This window comes from Streptococcus sp. V940, assembly GCF_054353495.1.
Genome location: NZ_JBTHHZ010000001.1, coordinates 612,226 through 628,860, shown reverse-complemented (window position 1 = coordinate 628,860; position 16,635 = coordinate 612,226). Strand labels below are relative to the sequence as shown.

Here is a 16,635-nt window from a genome sequence, read left to right as displayed (position 1 = left end):
TATTTTATTTAAAATATGTCCTCTTCAAGAATTGTTAAATAATTCTCTTTTGTAACCAAAGAAAGTTTACTTAAACGTTTTGCTTGATTCATAACTATTTTATCAAATACATTTCTTACAAATCGACCATTCGCATTCTTATTTTCGGAAATATCACTTTGTTTTTCAAGAAATGTTTTTAACTTATCTGCAGCCGATTTTTCTAAAATATAGTCTTCGTTCTTACAGTATGATAGAAAAATCTCGAACATTTGATTTACTGAATAATCTTCAAAATTAATAAAGTAATTAAAACGTGATTTTAAACCAGGATTAGATTCAAAAAATTTCTTCATTAGGTCATCATATCCTGCTACAATTACAACTAAATCATCACGATAGTCTTCCAAAGCTTTTGTAAGTTCTGTTAAACACTCTCTACCATAACTATCACTTTTTTCATTTTCTGTGATACTGTATGCTTCATCAATGAATAAAACGCCCCCCTTAGCTTTTTGGATCAGTCTTTTAACTTTTAAAGCAGTTTGCCCTTGGTATTCAGCTATTAAGTCAGTTCTAGTTGCTTCAATAAAATGACCTTTGCTTAGTATTCCTAGAGAACGATACATATTACCAACAATTCTAGCAACTGTTGTTTTACCTGTACCCGGATTCCCTAGGAAAGCCATATGCATCGTTCTATTAGTTTTTTTTAACCCAATCTTTTCTCGGTTTTTCTGAACTTTGTTAAAGATTACTAGATCTTCTATTTCTTTCTTTACATTTTCTAATCCTATCAGGGAGTTTAATTCATCAGACAGCTCATCAAATGATTTGGTATTGATTTCTTTTAAAATAGCGTACTCACTATCTATTAATCTAGAACCAAGATATTTATACATTAACTCTAAAACCGTTGACTGTCTTTCTTTAATTTTAGGAAATTTATCATTATTTGACAAATTTCCTAAACGCTTTATAAATTCTAATTCTGAATGCTTTTTATTATCAACAATTTCTTGAATAACAGTCTCAAATTCATAAGATTTATTTGTTAAGTCATCAAGCTTTTTCACTTCTGATTTTAACAATTTTAAATAAGTTTCACTAATCATCTACATTCCTTTAAATAACAGAAATACTACTATTAGAGCGAATAAGATTCCTAAGGCATAGAATCCTTTTCTAAGGAAACTAATCTCTTTTTGTTTTTCCTCTAGTTCAGTTTGAAATTTCTCGACTATTAAAGTAAGATTTTTACTTTCGTCTATTAATCGAACATCCATCTTATCTACGTCGTTTTTCAGTTCATTTTGTGTTTCTTCAACTTGTATATGCAAATCGTTAAAACTATTTTCTATTTTCACTAATGTTTTTAGCTTCGCTTTTAAACTATCAATTTCAATTTGAATTTCACTTTGCTTCTCTTCAAGTTGTTCTAACTCTTCTAGTTTTTTATGATGTTTCTTCAATATATCAATTAGATCTTTATTCTGTTTAAAAACATCATCTAATAATTTTTTATTACCAGTTTGATATTCTTCTATCTCGTGCAATCCCTGCATAGCTTTATTATTTGCCTCTTTGGCAGCAATCAAAGACTTTGAAATTCTTTTAATATAGTCATCATCTAATAACTGAAAAGTTTCATAAATGGTATTAAATTCTTGAATAATTTTCTTTATGTGATCGTTTTGCTTAATCATTCTATCCTGCACAGCTTGACTAAGCTCATTTAAGTGTTGTCCTTTGACATCATATTCCATACCAAAAAATCCTAACATAGGATCATTTGTAGGTACTGTTGGTAAATCTGATTGTTCTGGAATCTCTTCACTAAAAGCTTTTAACGCTTCTTTTTTCTCATTAAATTTTTCAGACTTTACCAAAACCTGAATCTCTAATTCTTCTGACATAACATTCTCCTATAATAAATCGTTTAATGCACTTTGCATTTCTTCAAGTTCACTTTGCTTTTCATCAAAGTACATTTCATTAGCTAATAATCGTTGTTTGAAATCAATCTTTGAATTAGAAAACTCATCTTGAACATTACCAAGGAGTTCTCTTAGTTTTTGATGATTCTTAGCCATCCTACTGAAGATATCATTTCTCTTAACAGCAACATTCTGCTCAGCAACAAAAATTTGAACATCCTGAATTCTTAGCAATTCGTTCTTCTTATCAGCTTGTTGTTTTTTGTTCTCATCTTGTAGTTTCCTTGATATAAAGCCATCTAGCCCGTTAATGATTATCGCCCCCAAGATTCCAGTTAGTAAACTTGCTAGGAACATCCCTAAAATATTTGCTATGGTCCCTAATAATGGTATTGGATTTCCAAAGTTTGGTATTGTTAATAAATACTTTTCAAAATATTCTCCTAAAAACATTGCTCCTACAGCAACTAAACCAGAAGTAATAATTTTTGAAATGTGAGCTATCTTAATTGCCGTGGAATGTGTCTGATTTTCTGGGTTTGATAAATAAGAAATACTTTCTCTGATAGAACCAAATAATTGTTTAATCAAGTTTGGTAACTTTTTCAGTTTTTGAGCAAAAGCTCCAATAATCTCTCCCACTATACTCCCAACAAAACTGTCAATACCTACTTTGATAAAATCTCTAATTTTACCAAAGAAGGAATAAAGTGCATTTTTCATTTCATCTAAGAATGTATCAAACGAACGTTTTTTAGATTTGAAAAAACGGACTAAAGCATTCATTATTTCTTTTAACATTCCAAATAGAGCAGCAACAAACATAGCTTTAACCGCGTCTTTACCAGCTTTATTGGCCATTCTGACAGAAGCTTTCTTTGCAATATCCTTATTGATAGCTTTCTTCGCTGTTTTCTCAGCTTTGAGCATTTTCTTCGAATCAGCTGCTAATTTATCATTTAATCTTTTTTCATTTTCAGCTTTAAGATTTTTCTTTTCTGCATCTGAGATATTCTTCTTATCAATCTTCTCATTAGCTCTTTTGACTTGATCCTTGAGATTTTTTTCCCTCGCTTCTCTATTCTTTATATATTCACTATTGGATTTTGCTCCTTTACTTTTATTGAGTGATTCGTTTGTTGCAGCAAAATTTTCTGATTTGTTTGCTAAATCTTCAGTATTTATATCGGCAATCTTCCTCCAAGGATTTTCAAAAATTTGTTTACGTGCTACAACGTGATCTAAGTTAGCTTTTTCATTTACTTTTAATGTTTTTCCGGTGTATTCATCCTTCAAGTTTCCTAATTTTTGTTTTTCTTTCATAGCTTTATTTGCAGCAGTATATCTTTTATCTTTCAGAATATCTTCACCAATCTTTTTGGTATATTCTTTTGGTCTGTCTTTATTATCATTATACTGCTTAAGAAGCGTGTCACTTGTCATATCTAAACCAATCTGATTCCCAAATTGATTCCAAATTTCATCTAAAATAACTTCACTTAACTTATCAGGTGATCCTATTTCTTTAAACTCTGTTTGTAACGATTCAAGATTAGAAAATTCCATCTCAAATTGTTGCTCAAGTAGTTCTTCCAATTCATCATAATTTAAACTTTGTGATTCATCTACTTCTTCAGTATTCAATACTAATAATTCATTTTCCACTGCTTTCTATTCCCCGTTCAGAGCATCAAACTTTGCTTTCATAGTTGGATTTTTACGAGTCAATTTTTTAACGGAAACATCGTCCAACTTATTGTTTGCGAGGCGGAGTTGGTTTTCTGATGTTGTTAGGAATTTCTTGACTTCTTCCATCCGTTTGATAGCCTTGTCGATTTCATCAATTGCTTTGCCGAAGTTAACAGAAGCAGAATTGTAGTTCTTGGCAAAGGCAACCTTGAAAGCGTCCAAATCTTCCTCAAAGTGAGTGATATCAATATTTTGCTCACGAATTAGTGCTAATTCCTGCTTGTATTTAAGAGAGTTAAGAGCCGCATTACGTAAGAGACCAATCAACTGGATAAAGAACTGAGGACGAACCACATACATCTTCTCATACTCGTGGCTAACATCAACAATCCCTGTGTTGAAATAGTCGTTATCAGCTTCAAGCATAGATACCAAAACAGCATACTCACAGTTCTTTTCTCGTCTATCCTTGTCCAACTCCTTGTAGAAATCCGCATTCTTATGCTTTTTCTCTGTGCCGTCAGCTTCATTTTTCATCTCGAACATGATGGAAATGAATTCTAGCCCATTTTCATCAAAATCCCTAAATATGAAATCCCCTTTAGAACCACGAGCAGAGACCTTGTTGTCTTTTTCAAAGTAAGCATTGGGGAAGGCAAAACTACGAACCTTGTTGAACTCACTTTCCGCATACTGCTCAAGACTCTCTCCGATTGCTTTGGTTGATTGTTGGGCCTTGAAATTCTTGTAGAATTCAACCTGCTCATTGGCCGCCTTCAGCTGGGCTTCATAATTTTGTTTAACCGAAGTAAGAGAAAGCTCGTTTTCTTTTTCTTGTAAAAGGAGCTGATTTTTAACCTGATCCCGTTCTTTCTCTAGGTCAGATAAAGTCTTTTGTAGTTGGTTCTCATGCTCCAAGCGCAAGGTAGCTAATTGATTCTCCAGTGCTTGAACTTCTTTTTCTTTTTCTAGTAGACTTTGACTCGCACTTTGCTCTACTTCTTTCTTAGCTAATTCTTTTTCGGTGTCAAAGTTGTTAATTTGACTTTGAAGCTGGGCTATTTCTTGGTCTTTTCGAGCAAGTTTTGACTGTTGTTCATTTAAGACTTTTTGCTCCACCAATGTCAACTCTTGCTTCATTCTGTCGTGCAATTCCTTATCAAACTCTACTGTTCGTACCTGCGACAAGAGTTCTGCATACTGGCTTTCATTTACTGTAAAAACTTCCCCACAATTTGGACATTTAATTTCGTTCATGATTTTCCTCTGTATTTAACATTACTACATTAATTATAGCATGGATAAACAAAAAGAAAAAGTTGGAATCAATCCAACTTTTAATCTACATATGTATCTTCGTTCTTGTTTAAGAAGGCGTAAGGTAATCCCATCAGTAGACCACCACCGATAAAGTTACCGATGAAGGTTACACCCCAGTGACGAAGAATATTTCCAATACCGAAGTTTGCGATTGAATCAGCAGCAACACTGAACTTAACAATAGCAAATGAAGCAAAGTTTGCAGCGATGTGCTCATTTGTTAAGAATACAAACATATAAATGGCTGATAGAACCAACCAAAGTTTGGCACCACCATCTTTAACTAAAACAAATGAAAGAATGGCGATGTTTACAAAGACATTAGCCAAAATTGCTTCAAGCAAAACTAGTTCATTTGAACGGCCCAACTTCATCTCCACAACTCCAGAAATAAAGCTATCATGGGTTAGGTTTGCATAAGCTGCAGAATGGGCGAATCCCCAGCCAGCAATAAGAGCTCCGATTAAGTTAAAGAAAGTACAATATAGAAGAATTTCAGCTGTTTTTCTCCAGCTAATTTTTTTCAAAAAACTACCAGCTGTCAAAAACATCATGTTTGATGTTACTAACTCAGCATTCAGAAACACGATATAGGCTAATCCCCAAGCGAAAACAAATGGGAAAAGGAAGCGTCCACTACCTGGTGCAATCTTATTAATCAAATCTGCACCAACAGCTCCTGCTGCTGTACTGAAGGTAAGGAAAGCACCTGCAAACATTGAACGAATTGCATATTTGAATTTACTTTGACTGTAAAGACTTTCCTTTTTCTTACAAGCAAATTCGATTTTTGAAATAAATTCTGATGAGACCATATAAACTCCTAAAACTTTTATTTGTGAATATTATAACATAAAATCAACTTTATGGAAAGGCTTTCTGAAATTTTAAAAAATTAAAACCTATTATTCTAAAATACGGATCTTGATATTGTATTTTTTCGTTTCATTTTTTAGATTCCTGACAAGCTTATCATTCTCTTTTGATTGGCCAAAGAAAAAGGCTAGAGCTTTTCCGCTCTTTTCTTCAATACACAAAAAATATCTAGCTCCATTCAATTTAACACTTGGAATAAAATGGACCTCAATCTTTTTAATATTATTGAGTGGTATAATTCGCTTTCTAAAAACATAAGCATTATGGATATAAAATCTTCCCTTAGCAATATGAAACGGGGCAAAAAAGTTTCCACCACTTTGACGCACAATGACATAACGACGCCAAAGAATCAATAAAAGAAGGAAGGATACAAAGGAAATAGCAAAAGTCAAAACCGAACTTTTCATCATCGATGTTATCCCAATCAAAAAATAATCTATCATAATTAAACCGCCCTTTCTACCTTATTATATCACTTTTGTTTAGCTTCTAGGTTCATGGACAAAGAAAAAGACTGAACAAAGTTCAGCCCTTTTTACGAATGGTTGATAAGATATCTTTATCTAGTCAAATCAATACGTTGACCAATTTTACCAATGATAATCGCACCGACAATTAGTGAAGCGAATTCTCCGATACCGGTAGTGAACCAGGTAAAGAAGAATGGTGCTTCTGCTACGATATGCAATTCAGCAGCAATGGTAATCATTGAAATTGAAAATAGAATTGAAAAGAAGAAATGATCTTTTCGAATCAATCCATTAAAAAGATAGTCTTTACTATATTTACTGAACAACCAAACTCCTAAGCTTAGGAAGACAAGAGTTGATCCTCCACCTACAGCGACATCAATGAGTCCAAAACTGAAGAAATTAGCTATCATACATCCAAGAGTAACACCGATAATGTACTTAGGATTGTAAAAAGCCAGGAAATTCATCATTTCAGAAATACGGAATTGATAAGCTCCGTAGCTAATGGCATTGAGTGGTGGTGTGATTGTCAACACCACATAAATTGCTGCGACAATGGCAATGTCAGCCAAATCGCGGACAGTAAGTTTTTTCATGTTTTCTCCTTTAGCGGCTCCACCGCGTTTAATATGCTTGGTGAAAGAAGCTAAGCACCAAGGGTTGAGCAAGTCAACTTTGTTAGTATAGCACATTTAAAGGCTTTATGCTATACTAATCTTATGAAAAGATACATTAAAAAATTCTTCGATAACGAAATTTTATCTTATTTATTTTTCGGCGTTGCTACTACTGTTGTTTCTGTAGGGACTCGAATGATTATTTTTTACTTGACTCAGCAAGAATTAACAGCTACTGCTCTAGGTAATATAACAGGTATTCTATTTGCTTTCTTTACCAATGACACTATTGTTTTTAAACAAAAGCGAGAAAATTGGTTTGGACGTCTCATTAAATTCTCTGGAGCTAGATTTTTTACCTTCTTACTTGATATGGCACTAACCTTTATTTTTGTCACCAAGTTTCCTCATATAATTGGTCAATTTGTAGGTAATGATATTAATATAATTAATACAATTGAAATAGGGTTTGCTCAAGTTACAATTGTTGTTTTAAATTACCTATTTAGCAAGCTTTTTGTTTTTAAAAATAAATGAGCACTTTTCTTGCACTCAACATAAATTTACGATATAATGTGTGTGTAAAAATTTGATAAAATTTTGAAAGGAAATTATTATGTTAAAGGATCTTAAAGATTTCTTGCTCCGTGGCAACGTCGTTGACCTTGCTGTCGGTGTGATCATCGCCACTGCTTTTGGTGCTATCATCAATTCATTTGTTAATGATATCATCACTCCACTTCTATTGAACCCAGCTTTGGAAGCTGCGAATGTACAAAACATCGCTGAGCTTGCTTGGAATGGTGTTACATATGGTAAATTCTTGAGCGCTGTTATCAACTTCGTTGTAATTGGTACTGTTCTCTTCTTCATGATTAAAGCTATTGAAAAAGCTCAAAACCTTCGTAAGAAAGAAGAAGTTGCTGAAGAAGCTCCAGCAGCTCCAACTGAATTGGAAGTTCTTCAAGAAATCAAAGCACTTCTTGAAAAAAAATAAAAATGTAAAAGGATTTAGATATTGTCTAAACCCTTTTTTCTTCCTCTTTTTATATTGGTTTTAGTCTTGAGTAAAACTCCTATTTTTGATATAATGATGATAGTTTCCACCCTTAGTGTAATGGATATCACGTAAGATTCCGGTTCTTGAGATGGGGGTTCGATTCCCTCAGGGTGGATAGATATAAACGAAAAAGCAACAGTTGACGTTGCTTTTTTGTTTTTAAACTTTTTCCGACAATTCTTCCCACTCAAGCATAGCTTCTTCCTGGCGCTGGCTAATATTATCAAGTTCTGCTTGTAATTGCATGAGTTCATCTGCATCATTAGTGGTATGCATTCGTTCAGAAATAGCTTGGGCTTTATTTTCTAATTCTTCGATTTCTTCCTCTAGGTTTTCGATTTGTCTCATCAACTTACGAAGTTCTTTTTGACTCTCTTTTTGGGCTTGATAGTCATTAACTGGAGAAGCCTCTTTTTCTTGGCTATAAGCTGCCGCTTCTTCCTCTTGACTTGCTGCCAACTCTGCTTTTTTTTCAACATAATAGTCATAATCACCCAAATAGACGGTCGAACCATTTTCGGACAATTCCAGAACATGTGTAGCTACACGGTTGATAAAATAACGGTCATGGCTGACAAATAGAAGAGTTCCATCGAAGTCAATCAAGGCATTTTCCAGAACTTCCTTACTATCAATATCCAAATGGTTGGTTGGCTCGTCAAGAATCAGGAAGTTATTATTCTCCATTGATAGTTTAGCCAATAACAAGCGAGCTTTCTCTCCACCTGAAAGCATGCCAACTGATTTCTTAACATCATCACCTGAAAAAAGGAAGGCGCCTAAACGATTTCGGACTTCCACTTCTGGCGTCAATCTAAAATCATTCCATAGTTCATCTAAAACTGTATTGCTTGGTGTCAACTTACTTTGAGTTTGGTCATAGTAGCCAACTTCAACATTTGCACCGAAACGCTTCTCACCCTTTATAAAAGGAATCTGATCAACAATAGACTTGATAAAGGTTGTCTTCCCAATCCCATTCGGACCTACAACTGCTATAGCATTCATCTTACGAAGGTCGAGGTTGATGGGTTCTGATAAGATTTCACCGTCATAACCAATTGCAGCATTCTCGACCGTCAAAACAACATTACCAGATGTTTTCTCAGAGTGAAAGGTCATATTGGCTGATTTAGTACCAACTTCAGGCTTATCCAGACGCTCCATCTTTTCCAGCTGTTTACGTCTAGATTGGGCACGCTTGGTTGTCGATGCTCGAACGAGATTTCGATTGACGAAGTCTTCTAAAGTAGCAATTTCCTTCTGCTGCTTTTCGTAGTTTTTTGCCTCCGTTGCAAGTTTCTGCTCCTTCTGTTCCACAAAGCTTGAGTAGTTACCTACGTATCTATCTAAAGAATGTTTGGTTAAGTCGAGCGTTATGGTTGCTACCTTATCTAGGAAATAACGGTCGTGACTGACGATAATGAGTGCACCGCTATAGTTTACCAGGTAGTTTTCTAACCAGGCAATGGTTTCAATATCCAGGTGGTTAGTTGGTTCATCTAAAACTAAAAGGTTTGGTTTTTCAAGTAACATTTTTGCCAGAGCTAAACGTGTATTTTGACCTCCAGAAAGCTCGGCAATTTTCATCTGCCACATAGACTCGTCAAACTTGAAACCATTTAAAATAGAGCGAATATCAGCTTCGTAGGTAAAACCTCCAGCCTGACGGAATTCTTCAGATAGACGATCGTAGTCTGACATAAGCTTATCGAGATCTGCACCTGTCTTTTCCCCCATCTCTAACTCCATCTGGCGAAGTTGTTTTTCTGTACTACGTAAGTCGTCAAAAACATGTAACATCTCGTCATAGATAGTATTTTCTGATTCAAATCGACTATCCTGTGCTAAATACGAGAGAGAAACATCTTTTTTCTTGTTGATTTCACCAGTGGTTGGCTCCTCTTCACCAACCAATATCTTGAGTAGAGTAGACTTACCTGCTCCATTTTTCCCAACGAGAGCAATACGATCTCTTTCATCTACTTGTAGATTAATATTTTCAAATAGAACATTGCCTGCAAAAGAACGTTCGATTTTATTGGCTTGTAAAATAATCATGTAACTATTTTACTATCTTTTTCTGTTTTTAACAATTCAAATAAAAAAAGTTCGAGTTTTAAACTCGAACTTTTAGATATTAATAACCAATACCACCACGGAATGTACGTGCCATATCTTTTAAGTTATAGTTCTTAGAAGATGTGTCGATTGTCCATTTACCGTCTTTCTTGGTCATCTTGATTTCGTATCCTTCTTTTTGCATATTATCGCTAGTATCAAGAGGAGTTGAATCAAATTGACTTGGTGCATTTTCTAAAATGTACTTCTCACCAGCTTTCATAGCTTCTGAGTAGCTGCTGTATTTACCTTTGTTTTCGTCATAGAATTTACGGCTCAATTCATAAACATTCAAGTTATCCAAGTCGATTGTTTCTGGTCTTACATAGATAACTGCATAGTCCGGCAAATAAGTTTTTACTTTGTAATCAACTTTTGCTCGTTTTGCATTCGCTTTGATATATGCTTCTGCAAATGTACGAAGTTCAGAATCAGAAGGCTTGTAGTTGTAGAATCCTTTACCGAATGACTCGATGAATTTCTTAATAAATTCTTCTCTATCTGCCTTCACGTCATTTGTGATCACATCAGAATCGTTTGAAGATTTTTTGTCATCTGATTTTTTGTCTTCAGACTTATTATCATCTTTCTTTTCTTCAGATTTCTTATCGTCTGATTTCTTGTTGTCTGATTTTTTATCTTCAAGTGCGACGATTTGAGTTTTATCATTAGTAAAGCTTACGTTTGATGCACCACCAGTGTTTTCACCATCTAGGTAAACAGCATCAACATATTTTTTCATAGCTTCTTTGGCTTCATCAATATTGTCTTCGTATTGACTTGGATCAACCTTGATAGCTACGTCATTTTTACCTTTTTGATTTTCTTTTACATCATCGTAAAAGCTTGGGGCAAAGTGAAGTTCATATTTTGCATCTTTATCAACTTCATAAACTACATAACCAGCAACACTCTTGCCTTTAGAGATGCTATCTCCGTATGACATAAATTTAGTTTTACTGTCTGACTCATGAATTTGAATTGGTTCAACTTTTTCGTCTTTTTCGTTATAAAGCGTGATATCATGGCTAGTAAAACTAAACTGTTTATCACGATTGTTTTTAATCTCAACTTGAAGTGCAAGGTAGTGAGAATTTGAATCTTCATCTTTAGGAAGAACATACATACCGTCTTTAACAGAAACTTCAAAGTTTGAATTAGATGCAGTACCATTATCGCTTGCTTTTTTACTATTTCCACAAGCTACCAATGCTAAAGCAGTTAAAACTAAAGCTGAGTGCTTAAGAACTTTTTTCATAATAGAAAACTCCTTTTATTATTTACTATATTGTACCATATAGTCAATAATTTTCAAACTAAAAAAAGGAAATCGCTTTAAAAATATTGTAAATTTTTAAATATAATAAATTTCTACTCATTCTATGATTAAAATGGAACTTAAATTCAAAGAACTGAGCCACGCTAACGTTTTACTAAAACTTTAAATCGTGGTATAATGAAGGCGATTAGATTATATATTAAAGGAGATAACTTATGACTTACCAAGAAAACTACCAAAAATGGGTTGATTTCGCAGATCTTCCAGACTATCTTCGTCGTGATTTGGAAAGCATGGATGAAAAAACAAAGGAAGATGCCTTTTACACAAATCTTGAATTCGGTACTGCTGGTATGCGTGGTTTAATTGGTGCTGGTACAAACCGCATTAATATATACGTTGTTCGCCAAGCAACTGAGGGTTTGGCTCGTTTGATTGAATCTAAAGGTGGAAACGAAAAAGAACGTGGTGTTGCCATCGCTTATGATAGCCGTCACTTCTCTCCTGAGTTTGCCTTTGAATCTGCTGCAGTTCTTGCAAAACACGGTATTAAATCGTATGTTTTTGAAAGTCTCCGTCCAACTCCAGAACTATCATTTGCTGTTCGTCACCTCAATTGTTTCGCAGGTATCATGATTACTGCCAGCCATAACCCTGCTCCGTTTAACGGATACAAGGTATATGGTGAAGACGGTGGACAAATGCCTCCACACGATGCAGACGCTTTGACTACCTACATCCGTGCTATCGACAATCCTTTCGCTGTAGAAGTCGCTGATGTAGAAGCTGAAAAAGCTTCTGGCTTGATTGAAGTTATCGGCGAAGCTGTCGATGTTGAATACCTCAAAGAGGTGAAGGACGTTAACATCAACCCTGCCTTGATTGAAGAATTTGGTAAAGATATGAAGATTGTCTACACCCCACTTCATGGTACTGGTGAAATGTTAGCTCGTCGTGCTCTTGCTCAAGCAGGATTTGATTCTGTTCAAGTCGTTGAAGCTCAAGCAACTCCAGACCCAGACTTCTCAACTGTTAAATCTCCAAACCCAGAAAGCCAAGCAGCCTTTGCACTTGCTGAAGAACTTGGTCGTCAAGTAGGCGCTGATGTTCTTGTTGCAACCGACCCTGACGCTGACCGTGTCGGTGTTGAAGTCCTTCAAAAAGACGGAAGCTACCTTAACCTTTCAGGGAACCAAATCGGTGCCATCATGGCTAAGTATATCTTGGAAGCTCACAAAAATGCTGGAACTCTTCCTGAAAATGCAGCCCTCTGCAAATCGATTGTATCAACTGACTTGGTAACGAAGATTGCTGAAAGCTACGGCGCAACTATGTTCAACGTCTTGACTGGTTTCAAATTTATCGCTGAAAAAATTCAAGAATTCGAAGAAAAACACAATCACACATACATGATGGGATTTGAAGAAAGCTTCGGTTACTTGATTAAGCCATTCGTACGTGATAAAGATGCCATCCAAGCCGTTCTTGTCGTTGCTGAACTTGCTGCCTACTACCGTTCACGCGGTTTGACACTTGCTGACGGTATCGAAGAAATTTACAAAGAATACGGCTACTACGCAGAAAAAACAATCTCTGTAACTCTCTCAGGTGTTGATGGTGCTGAACAAATCAAAGCGATCATGGCGAAATTCCGTAACAATGCTCCAAAAGAATGGAACGCAACAGAAATCACAGTCGTAGAAGACTTTAAAGCACAAACATCCACTGCCACTGATGGTACTGTAACAGCCTTGACTACTCCTCCAAGTGATGTCTTGAAATACACACTTGCTGATGGTTCATGGATTGCAGTTCGTCCTTCCGGTACTGAACCAAAAATCAAGTTCTACATTGCCGTTGTTGGAGAAAGCAACGAAGATTCACAATCTAAGATTGCTAATATCGAAGCTGAAATCAATGCCTTTGTAAAATAAACAATTAAAAGATGAGATCAACCAATCTCATCTTTTTTCGTATCAAATCTAAGCATTTTTAAAAACTTTATGGCATACTAGATTTAAAAGAAAGCGAGGAAAACTCATGGAACAATTTTTAGAAAACATTAAAGATCTTGAAGTGACAACTGTTGCGCGTGCGCAAGAAGCTCTTGATAAAAAAGAAACTGCTACATTCTTTATCGGTCGCAAAACTTGCCCTTACTGCCGTAAATTTGCTGGCACTTTGGCTGGTGTGGTTGCTGAAACCAAAGCACACATCTACTTCATCAACAGTGAAGAACCAAGCCAACTCAATGAATTGCAAGATTTCCGTTCACGTTATGGAATCCCAACCGTACCAGGATTTGTTCACATTGCAGATGGCCAAATCAATGTCCGTTGCGACTCTTCTATGTCAGCACAAGAAATCAAAGAATTTGCTGGATTGTAAAAAGCATAAAAAAAAGAAGGTGAGGCCTTCTTTTTTTATATGTCTGTTAGTGGTGTTGCAGTGTCTGGAGATGTATCGTAAACTTGAAAATCCACTCCTACTCCAAGATCTGCTTGAGCTAACTGATTGACCATGGTCATGTGGGCTAGCTCCTTGATATTATTCTCTTTAGATAGATGTCCTAGGTAAATCTTCTTGGTACGATTACCTAGTGTACGAATCATGGCGTCTGCTCCATCTTCATTTGAGAGGTGACCAAGGTCAGACAGGATGCGTTGCTTGAGTCGCCAAGCATAAGATCCAGCTCGCAGGATTTCAACATCATGATTTGACTCGATCAGGTAGCCATCTGCATTCTCGACAATGCCAGCCATACGGTCACTAACATAGCCTGTATCCGTCAGCATAACAAAGCTCTTGTCATCTTTCATAAAACGGTAGAATTGGGGAGCAACTGCATCATGGCTAACTCCAAAACTCTCAATGTCGATATCTCCAAATGTTTTGGTTTTCCCCATTTCAAAGATATGCTTTTGTGAAGAGTCAACTTTACCTAGATACTTACTATTTTCCATAGCTTGCCAGGTCTTTTCATTGGCGTAAAGATCCATGCCATACTTACGAGCTAAAACTCCAACACCATGTATATGGTCAACATGCTCATGCGTAATCAAAATAGCATCCAAATCTTCTGGTTTACGATTGATTTCACCCAATAAGCTTGTAATTTTTTTACCAGATAAACCGGCATCCACTAAAATCTTTTTCTTAGGGGTTTCTAGATAGAAGGAATTTCCACTAGAACCCGATGCTAAAATACTATATTTAAAGCCTGTTTCACTCATTCTAGTCTTCTACTTCATCCTCCCATACTTCTTCTTTTACAGCATCATTATCATAAGGAAGAACAATGGTAAAGGTTGAACCCTTACCGTATTCACTCTTAGCCCAGATAAATCCATTGTGTTGTTTAATGATTTCTTTTGCTATCGCAAGACCTAAACCAGTACCACCTTGTGCACGGCTTCTAGCCTTATCAACCCTATAAAAACGGTCAAATATCTTCGGTAAATCTTCTTTAGGAATCCCAAGTCCTTGGTCCGAAATAGATAAAATCATCTGGTCATCAGTGGTTTTCATACTAACCGTAATTTTACCACCATCAGGAGAATATTTGATAGCATTATTTAGAATGTTATCGATTACCTGAGTCATCTTATCTGTATCAATCTCAATCCAAACAGAATTAATAGGGTAGTCTCTGACTAATTCATACTTCTTGTCCTCATCTTGGCTTCTCATCTTATCAAAACGATTGAGAATAAAAGTGATAAATGCTGTAAAGTTAATCAATTCAACATCTAAATGGCTAGTTTCATTATCAATACGTGATAGATGCAAGAGGTCCGTCACCATTCGCATCATACGGTTGGTCTCATCTAAAGATACTTTGATAAAATCAGGAGCAACAGGTTCATATAATGCACCCTCATCCAAGGCCTCTAGGTAAGATTTGACACTGGTCAATGGAGTTCGCAATTCATGACTAACGTTGGAAACGAAAAGCCTTCTCTCGCGCTCTTCCTTCTCTTGTTCAGTCGTATCATGTAGAACTGCTACCAAACCAGAGATAAAGCCGGATTCTCTACGAATCAAGGCAAAACGCACACGCAAACTAATATACTCCCCATTTACATTTTGGGAATAAATCATCATTTCAGGACTTTGCGTAATTAAGTCTCTAAGCTCGTACTCATCTTCAATCTTGAGCAACTCTAAAATGTTTTGATTGAGCGCGTCATCACTTTCGACTCCAAGTTGTCTTTTAGCCATATCATTAATCATAGTGATTTGACCACGACGATTGGTTGCAAGAACCCCATCAGTCATGTATGATAGGATACTATGCAATCTTTTACTTTCCTGCTCAAGGTTTTCTTGAGTTAGACGAATAACTTCAGACAAATCATTTAAGTTATTCGTAATGTTAGTGATTTCAGTATTCCCCTGCATATCTAATACCTGAGAATAATCACCAGCAATTAAATCTTTAATCTTTTGATTTAACTGTTTGAGTCGAATATTATCCCTACGGCCTTCAAGCAAGAGAAAGCTAACAAGCATAATAAAACCAATTAATATGAGTACAAAGACGAAATCTCTGGTTAAAATTGTTTGTTTAATTATATCAATCATTATTTCTCATATAATAACCCACACCACGACGAGTTAAGATATATTCAGGTCTACTTGGTGTGTCTTCAATCTTCTCACGTAGACGTCTAATGGTAACATCGACAGTACGAACATCACCAAAATAATCATAACCCCAAACAGTCTCAAGGAGATGTTCACGGGTAATAACTTGACCAAGATGAGAAGCTAAATGATGCAACAACTCAAACTCTCTGTGAGTTAAGTCTAATTCTTCTCCATATTTTTTGGCTACATAAGCATCTGGAAGAATCTCTAAATCCCTAATTTGAAGACTTTGCAATTTAGTATCTTCCTCTTGGTTATCTACTGCTACTAACTCCGTACGACGAAGAAGAGCCTTAACACGCGCTTGTAGTTCACGGTTTGAAAATGGCTTGGTCACATAATCATCCGCACCAAGTTCAAGACCAATAACCTTGTCAAACTCACTATCTTTTGCTGAAAGCATGATAATTGGAACACTACTTGTCTTGCGAATTGTTTTAGCCACTTCAAGACCATCAATCTCTGGAAGCATCAAATCCAAGATAATAATATCTGGTTTCTCAGCTTCAAATAATTCGATGGCTTCGCGTCCATTAAAGGCTGTAACAACCTCATAACCTTCCTTGGTCATATTAAACTTAATAATATCTGAGATTGGTTTTTCATCATCTACAATCAATATTTTTTTCAT

General features: G+C 35.6%; 16 protein-coding genes, 1 tRNA gene and 1 riboswitch. Of the genes, 5 read left to right on the top strand and 12 right to left on the bottom strand.

The genetic code is table 11. The features are described 5' to 3' along the window. Nucleotides 1-8 precede the first annotated feature (8 nt). From ACXYSM_RS03205 to ACXYSM_RS03175, 7 genes are all read right to left on the bottom strand, one after another. On the bottom strand, nt 9-1,094 hold the full coding sequence (locus tag ACXYSM_RS03205) for an AAA family ATPase (RefSeq protein ID WP_458634337.1): 1,086 nt from the start codon (nt 1,092-1,094) through the stop codon (nt 9-11). Beyond that, complete coding sequence (locus ACXYSM_RS03200) at nt 1,095-1,895, bottom strand: hypothetical protein (protein ID WP_458634336.1); 801 nt, start codon at nt 1,893-1,895, stop codon at nt 1,095-1,097. It abuts the gene before it with no gap. Between the two features lie 9 nt (nt 1,896-1,904). Next, nucleotides 1,905-3,581 carry a hypothetical protein gene (locus ACXYSM_RS03195; protein ID WP_458634335.1) on the bottom strand — a complete coding sequence of 559 codons (1,677 nt, stop codon included), beginning with the start codon at nt 3,579-3,581 and terminating at the stop codon, nt 1,905-1,907. Between the two features lie 6 nt (nt 3,582-3,587). Further along, nucleotides 3,588-4,862: a DUF2130 domain-containing protein gene (locus ACXYSM_RS03190; RefSeq protein ID WP_458634334.1), complete on the bottom strand. Its 1,275-nt coding sequence runs from the start codon at nt 4,860-4,862 to the stop codon at nt 3,588-3,590. Between the two features lie 80 nt (nt 4,863-4,942). After that, complete coding sequence (locus ACXYSM_RS03185; protein ID WP_075231745.1) at nt 4,943-5,740, bottom strand: formate/nitrite transporter family protein; 798 nt, start codon at nt 5,738-5,740, stop codon at nt 4,943-4,945. Between the two features lie 90 nt (nt 5,741-5,830). Then, nucleotides 5,831-6,247, bottom strand: coding sequence for a hypothetical protein (locus tag ACXYSM_RS03180; RefSeq protein WP_458634333.1), 417 nt, complete (start codon nt 6,245-6,247; stop codon nt 5,831-5,833). A gap of 116 nt (nt 6,248-6,363) precedes the next feature. Further along, nucleotides 6,364-6,873, bottom strand: a complete 510-nt coding sequence (locus ACXYSM_RS03175; RefSeq protein WP_320693521.1) for a QueT transporter family protein — start codon at nt 6,871-6,873, stop codon at nt 6,364-6,366. Next, nucleotides 6,871-6,968, bottom strand: a riboswitch (PreQ1 riboswitch). It overlaps the preceding gene by 3 nt. Before the next feature lie 28 nt (nt 6,969-6,996). Here ACXYSM_RS03175 and ACXYSM_RS03170 point away from each other — a divergent pair. From ACXYSM_RS03170 to ACXYSM_RS03160, 3 genes are all read left to right on the top strand, one after another. After that, entirely contained in the window at nt 6,997-7,431 is a 435-nt protein-coding gene (locus tag ACXYSM_RS03170) for a GtrA family protein (protein WP_320693522.1), read from the top strand. A gap of 79 nt (nt 7,432-7,510) precedes the next feature. Continuing rightward, nucleotides 7,511-7,891, top strand: coding sequence for a large conductance mechanosensitive channel protein MscL (gene mscL / locus ACXYSM_RS03165; RefSeq protein WP_070678179.1), 381 nt, complete (start codon nt 7,511-7,513; stop codon nt 7,889-7,891). A 106-nt stretch (nt 7,892-7,997) separates the two neighbouring features. After that, nucleotides 7,998-8,069: transfer RNA gene (locus ACXYSM_RS03160), tRNA-Arg, on the top strand. A gap of 44 nt (nt 8,070-8,113) precedes the next feature. On the opposite strand, the gene ACXYSM_RS03155 is transcribed toward ACXYSM_RS03160, so the two are convergent. Beyond that, nucleotides 8,114-10,015, bottom strand: coding sequence for an ABC-F family ATP-binding cassette domain-containing protein (locus tag ACXYSM_RS03155; protein ID WP_458634332.1), 1,902 nt, complete (start codon nt 10,013-10,015; stop codon nt 8,114-8,116). 79 nt (nt 10,016-10,094) lie between these two features. Next, complete coding sequence (locus ACXYSM_RS03150) at nt 10,095-11,333, bottom strand: DUF4352 domain-containing protein (RefSeq protein ID WP_458634331.1); 1,239 nt, start codon at nt 11,331-11,333, stop codon at nt 10,095-10,097. Nucleotides 11,334-11,569: 236 nt separating this feature from the next. Here ACXYSM_RS03150 and ACXYSM_RS03145 point away from each other — a divergent pair, with 236 nt between their 5' ends. Both ACXYSM_RS03145 and ACXYSM_RS03140 read left to right on the top strand, forming a co-directional pair. Beyond that, on the top strand, nt 11,570-13,288 hold the full coding sequence (locus tag ACXYSM_RS03145; protein ID WP_414286713.1) for a phospho-sugar mutase: 1,719 nt from the start codon (nt 11,570-11,572) through the stop codon (nt 13,286-13,288). Between the two features lie 106 nt (nt 13,289-13,394). Continuing rightward, nucleotides 13,395-13,742 carry a thioredoxin gene (locus tag ACXYSM_RS03140; protein WP_458634330.1) on the top strand — a complete coding sequence of 116 codons (348 nt, stop codon included), beginning with the start codon at nt 13,395-13,397 and terminating at the stop codon, nt 13,740-13,742. A gap of 35 nt (nt 13,743-13,777) precedes the next feature. Here the strand turns inward: ACXYSM_RS03140 and ACXYSM_RS03135 are convergent, their stop codons facing one another. From ACXYSM_RS03135 to yycF, 3 genes are read right to left on the bottom strand one after another with little or no spacing between them, the layout of a single operon-like run. Next, nucleotides 13,778-14,587: an MBL fold metallo-hydrolase gene (locus ACXYSM_RS03135; RefSeq protein WP_074324708.1), complete on the bottom strand. Its 810-nt coding sequence runs from the start codon at nt 14,585-14,587 to the stop codon at nt 13,778-13,780. A gap of 1 nt (nt 14,588) precedes the next feature. Continuing rightward, the gene (vicK, locus tag ACXYSM_RS03130; protein ID WP_458634329.1) at nt 14,589-15,938 is read right to left on the bottom strand and encodes a cell wall metabolism sensor histidine kinase VicK; all 1,350 of its coding nucleotides are present in this window, start codon (nt 15,936-15,938) and stop codon (nt 14,589-14,591) included. Continuing rightward, entirely contained in the window at nt 15,931-16,635 is a 705-nt protein-coding gene (gene yycF, locus ACXYSM_RS03125; RefSeq protein WP_004252689.1) for a response regulator YycF, read from the bottom strand. The genes vicK and yycF overlap by 8 nt, the downstream gene beginning before the upstream one ends.

Coding starts and splice junctions, on each gene's coding strand:
- ACXYSM_RS03205 (WP_458634337.1), bottom strand. CDS start 1,094: ATGATTAGTGAAACTTATTTAAAATTGTTAAAATCAGAAGTGAAAAAG.
- ACXYSM_RS03200 (WP_458634336.1), bottom strand. CDS start 1,895: ATGTCAGAAGAATTAGAGATTCAGGTTTTGGTAAAGTCTGAAAAATTT.
- ACXYSM_RS03190 (WP_458634334.1), bottom strand. CDS start 4,862: ATGAACGAAATTAAATGTCCAAATTGTGGGGAAGTTTTTACAGTAAAT.
- ACXYSM_RS03185 (WP_075231745.1), bottom strand. CDS start 5,740: ATGGTCTCATCAGAATTTATTTCAAAAATCGAATTTGCTTGTAAGAAA.
- ACXYSM_RS03180 (WP_458634333.1), bottom strand. CDS start 6,247: ATGATAGATTATTTTTTGATTGGGATAACATCGATGATGAAAAGTTCG.
- ACXYSM_RS03175 (WP_320693521.1), bottom strand. CDS start 6,873: ATGAAAAAACTTACTGTCCGCGATTTGGCTGACATTGCCATTGTCGCA.
- ACXYSM_RS03170 (WP_320693522.1), top strand. CDS start 6,997: ATGAAAAGATACATTAAAAAATTCTTCGATAACGAAATTTTATCTTAT.
- mscL (WP_070678179.1), top strand. CDS start 7,511: ATGTTAAAGGATCTTAAAGATTTCTTGCTCCGTGGCAACGTCGTTGAC.
- ACXYSM_RS03155 (WP_458634332.1), bottom strand. CDS start 10,015: ATGATTATTTTACAAGCCAATAAAATCGAACGTTCTTTTGCAGGCAAT.
- ACXYSM_RS03150 (WP_458634331.1), bottom strand. CDS start 11,333: ATGAAAAAAGTTCTTAAGCACTCAGCTTTAGTTTTAACTGCTTTAGCA.
- ACXYSM_RS03145 (WP_414286713.1), top strand. CDS start 11,570: ATGACTTACCAAGAAAACTACCAAAAATGGGTTGATTTCGCAGATCTT.
- ACXYSM_RS03140 (WP_458634330.1), top strand. CDS start 13,395: ATGGAACAATTTTTAGAAAACATTAAAGATCTTGAAGTGACAACTGTT.
- ACXYSM_RS03135 (WP_074324708.1), bottom strand. CDS start 14,587: ATGAGTGAAACAGGCTTTAAATATAGTATTTTAGCATCGGGTTCTAGT.
- vicK (WP_458634329.1), bottom strand. CDS start 15,938: ATGATTGATATAATTAAACAAACAATTTTAACCAGAGATTTCGTCTTT.
- yycF (WP_004252689.1), bottom strand. CDS start 16,635: ATGAAAAAAATATTGATTGTAGATGATGAAAAACCAATCTCAGATATT.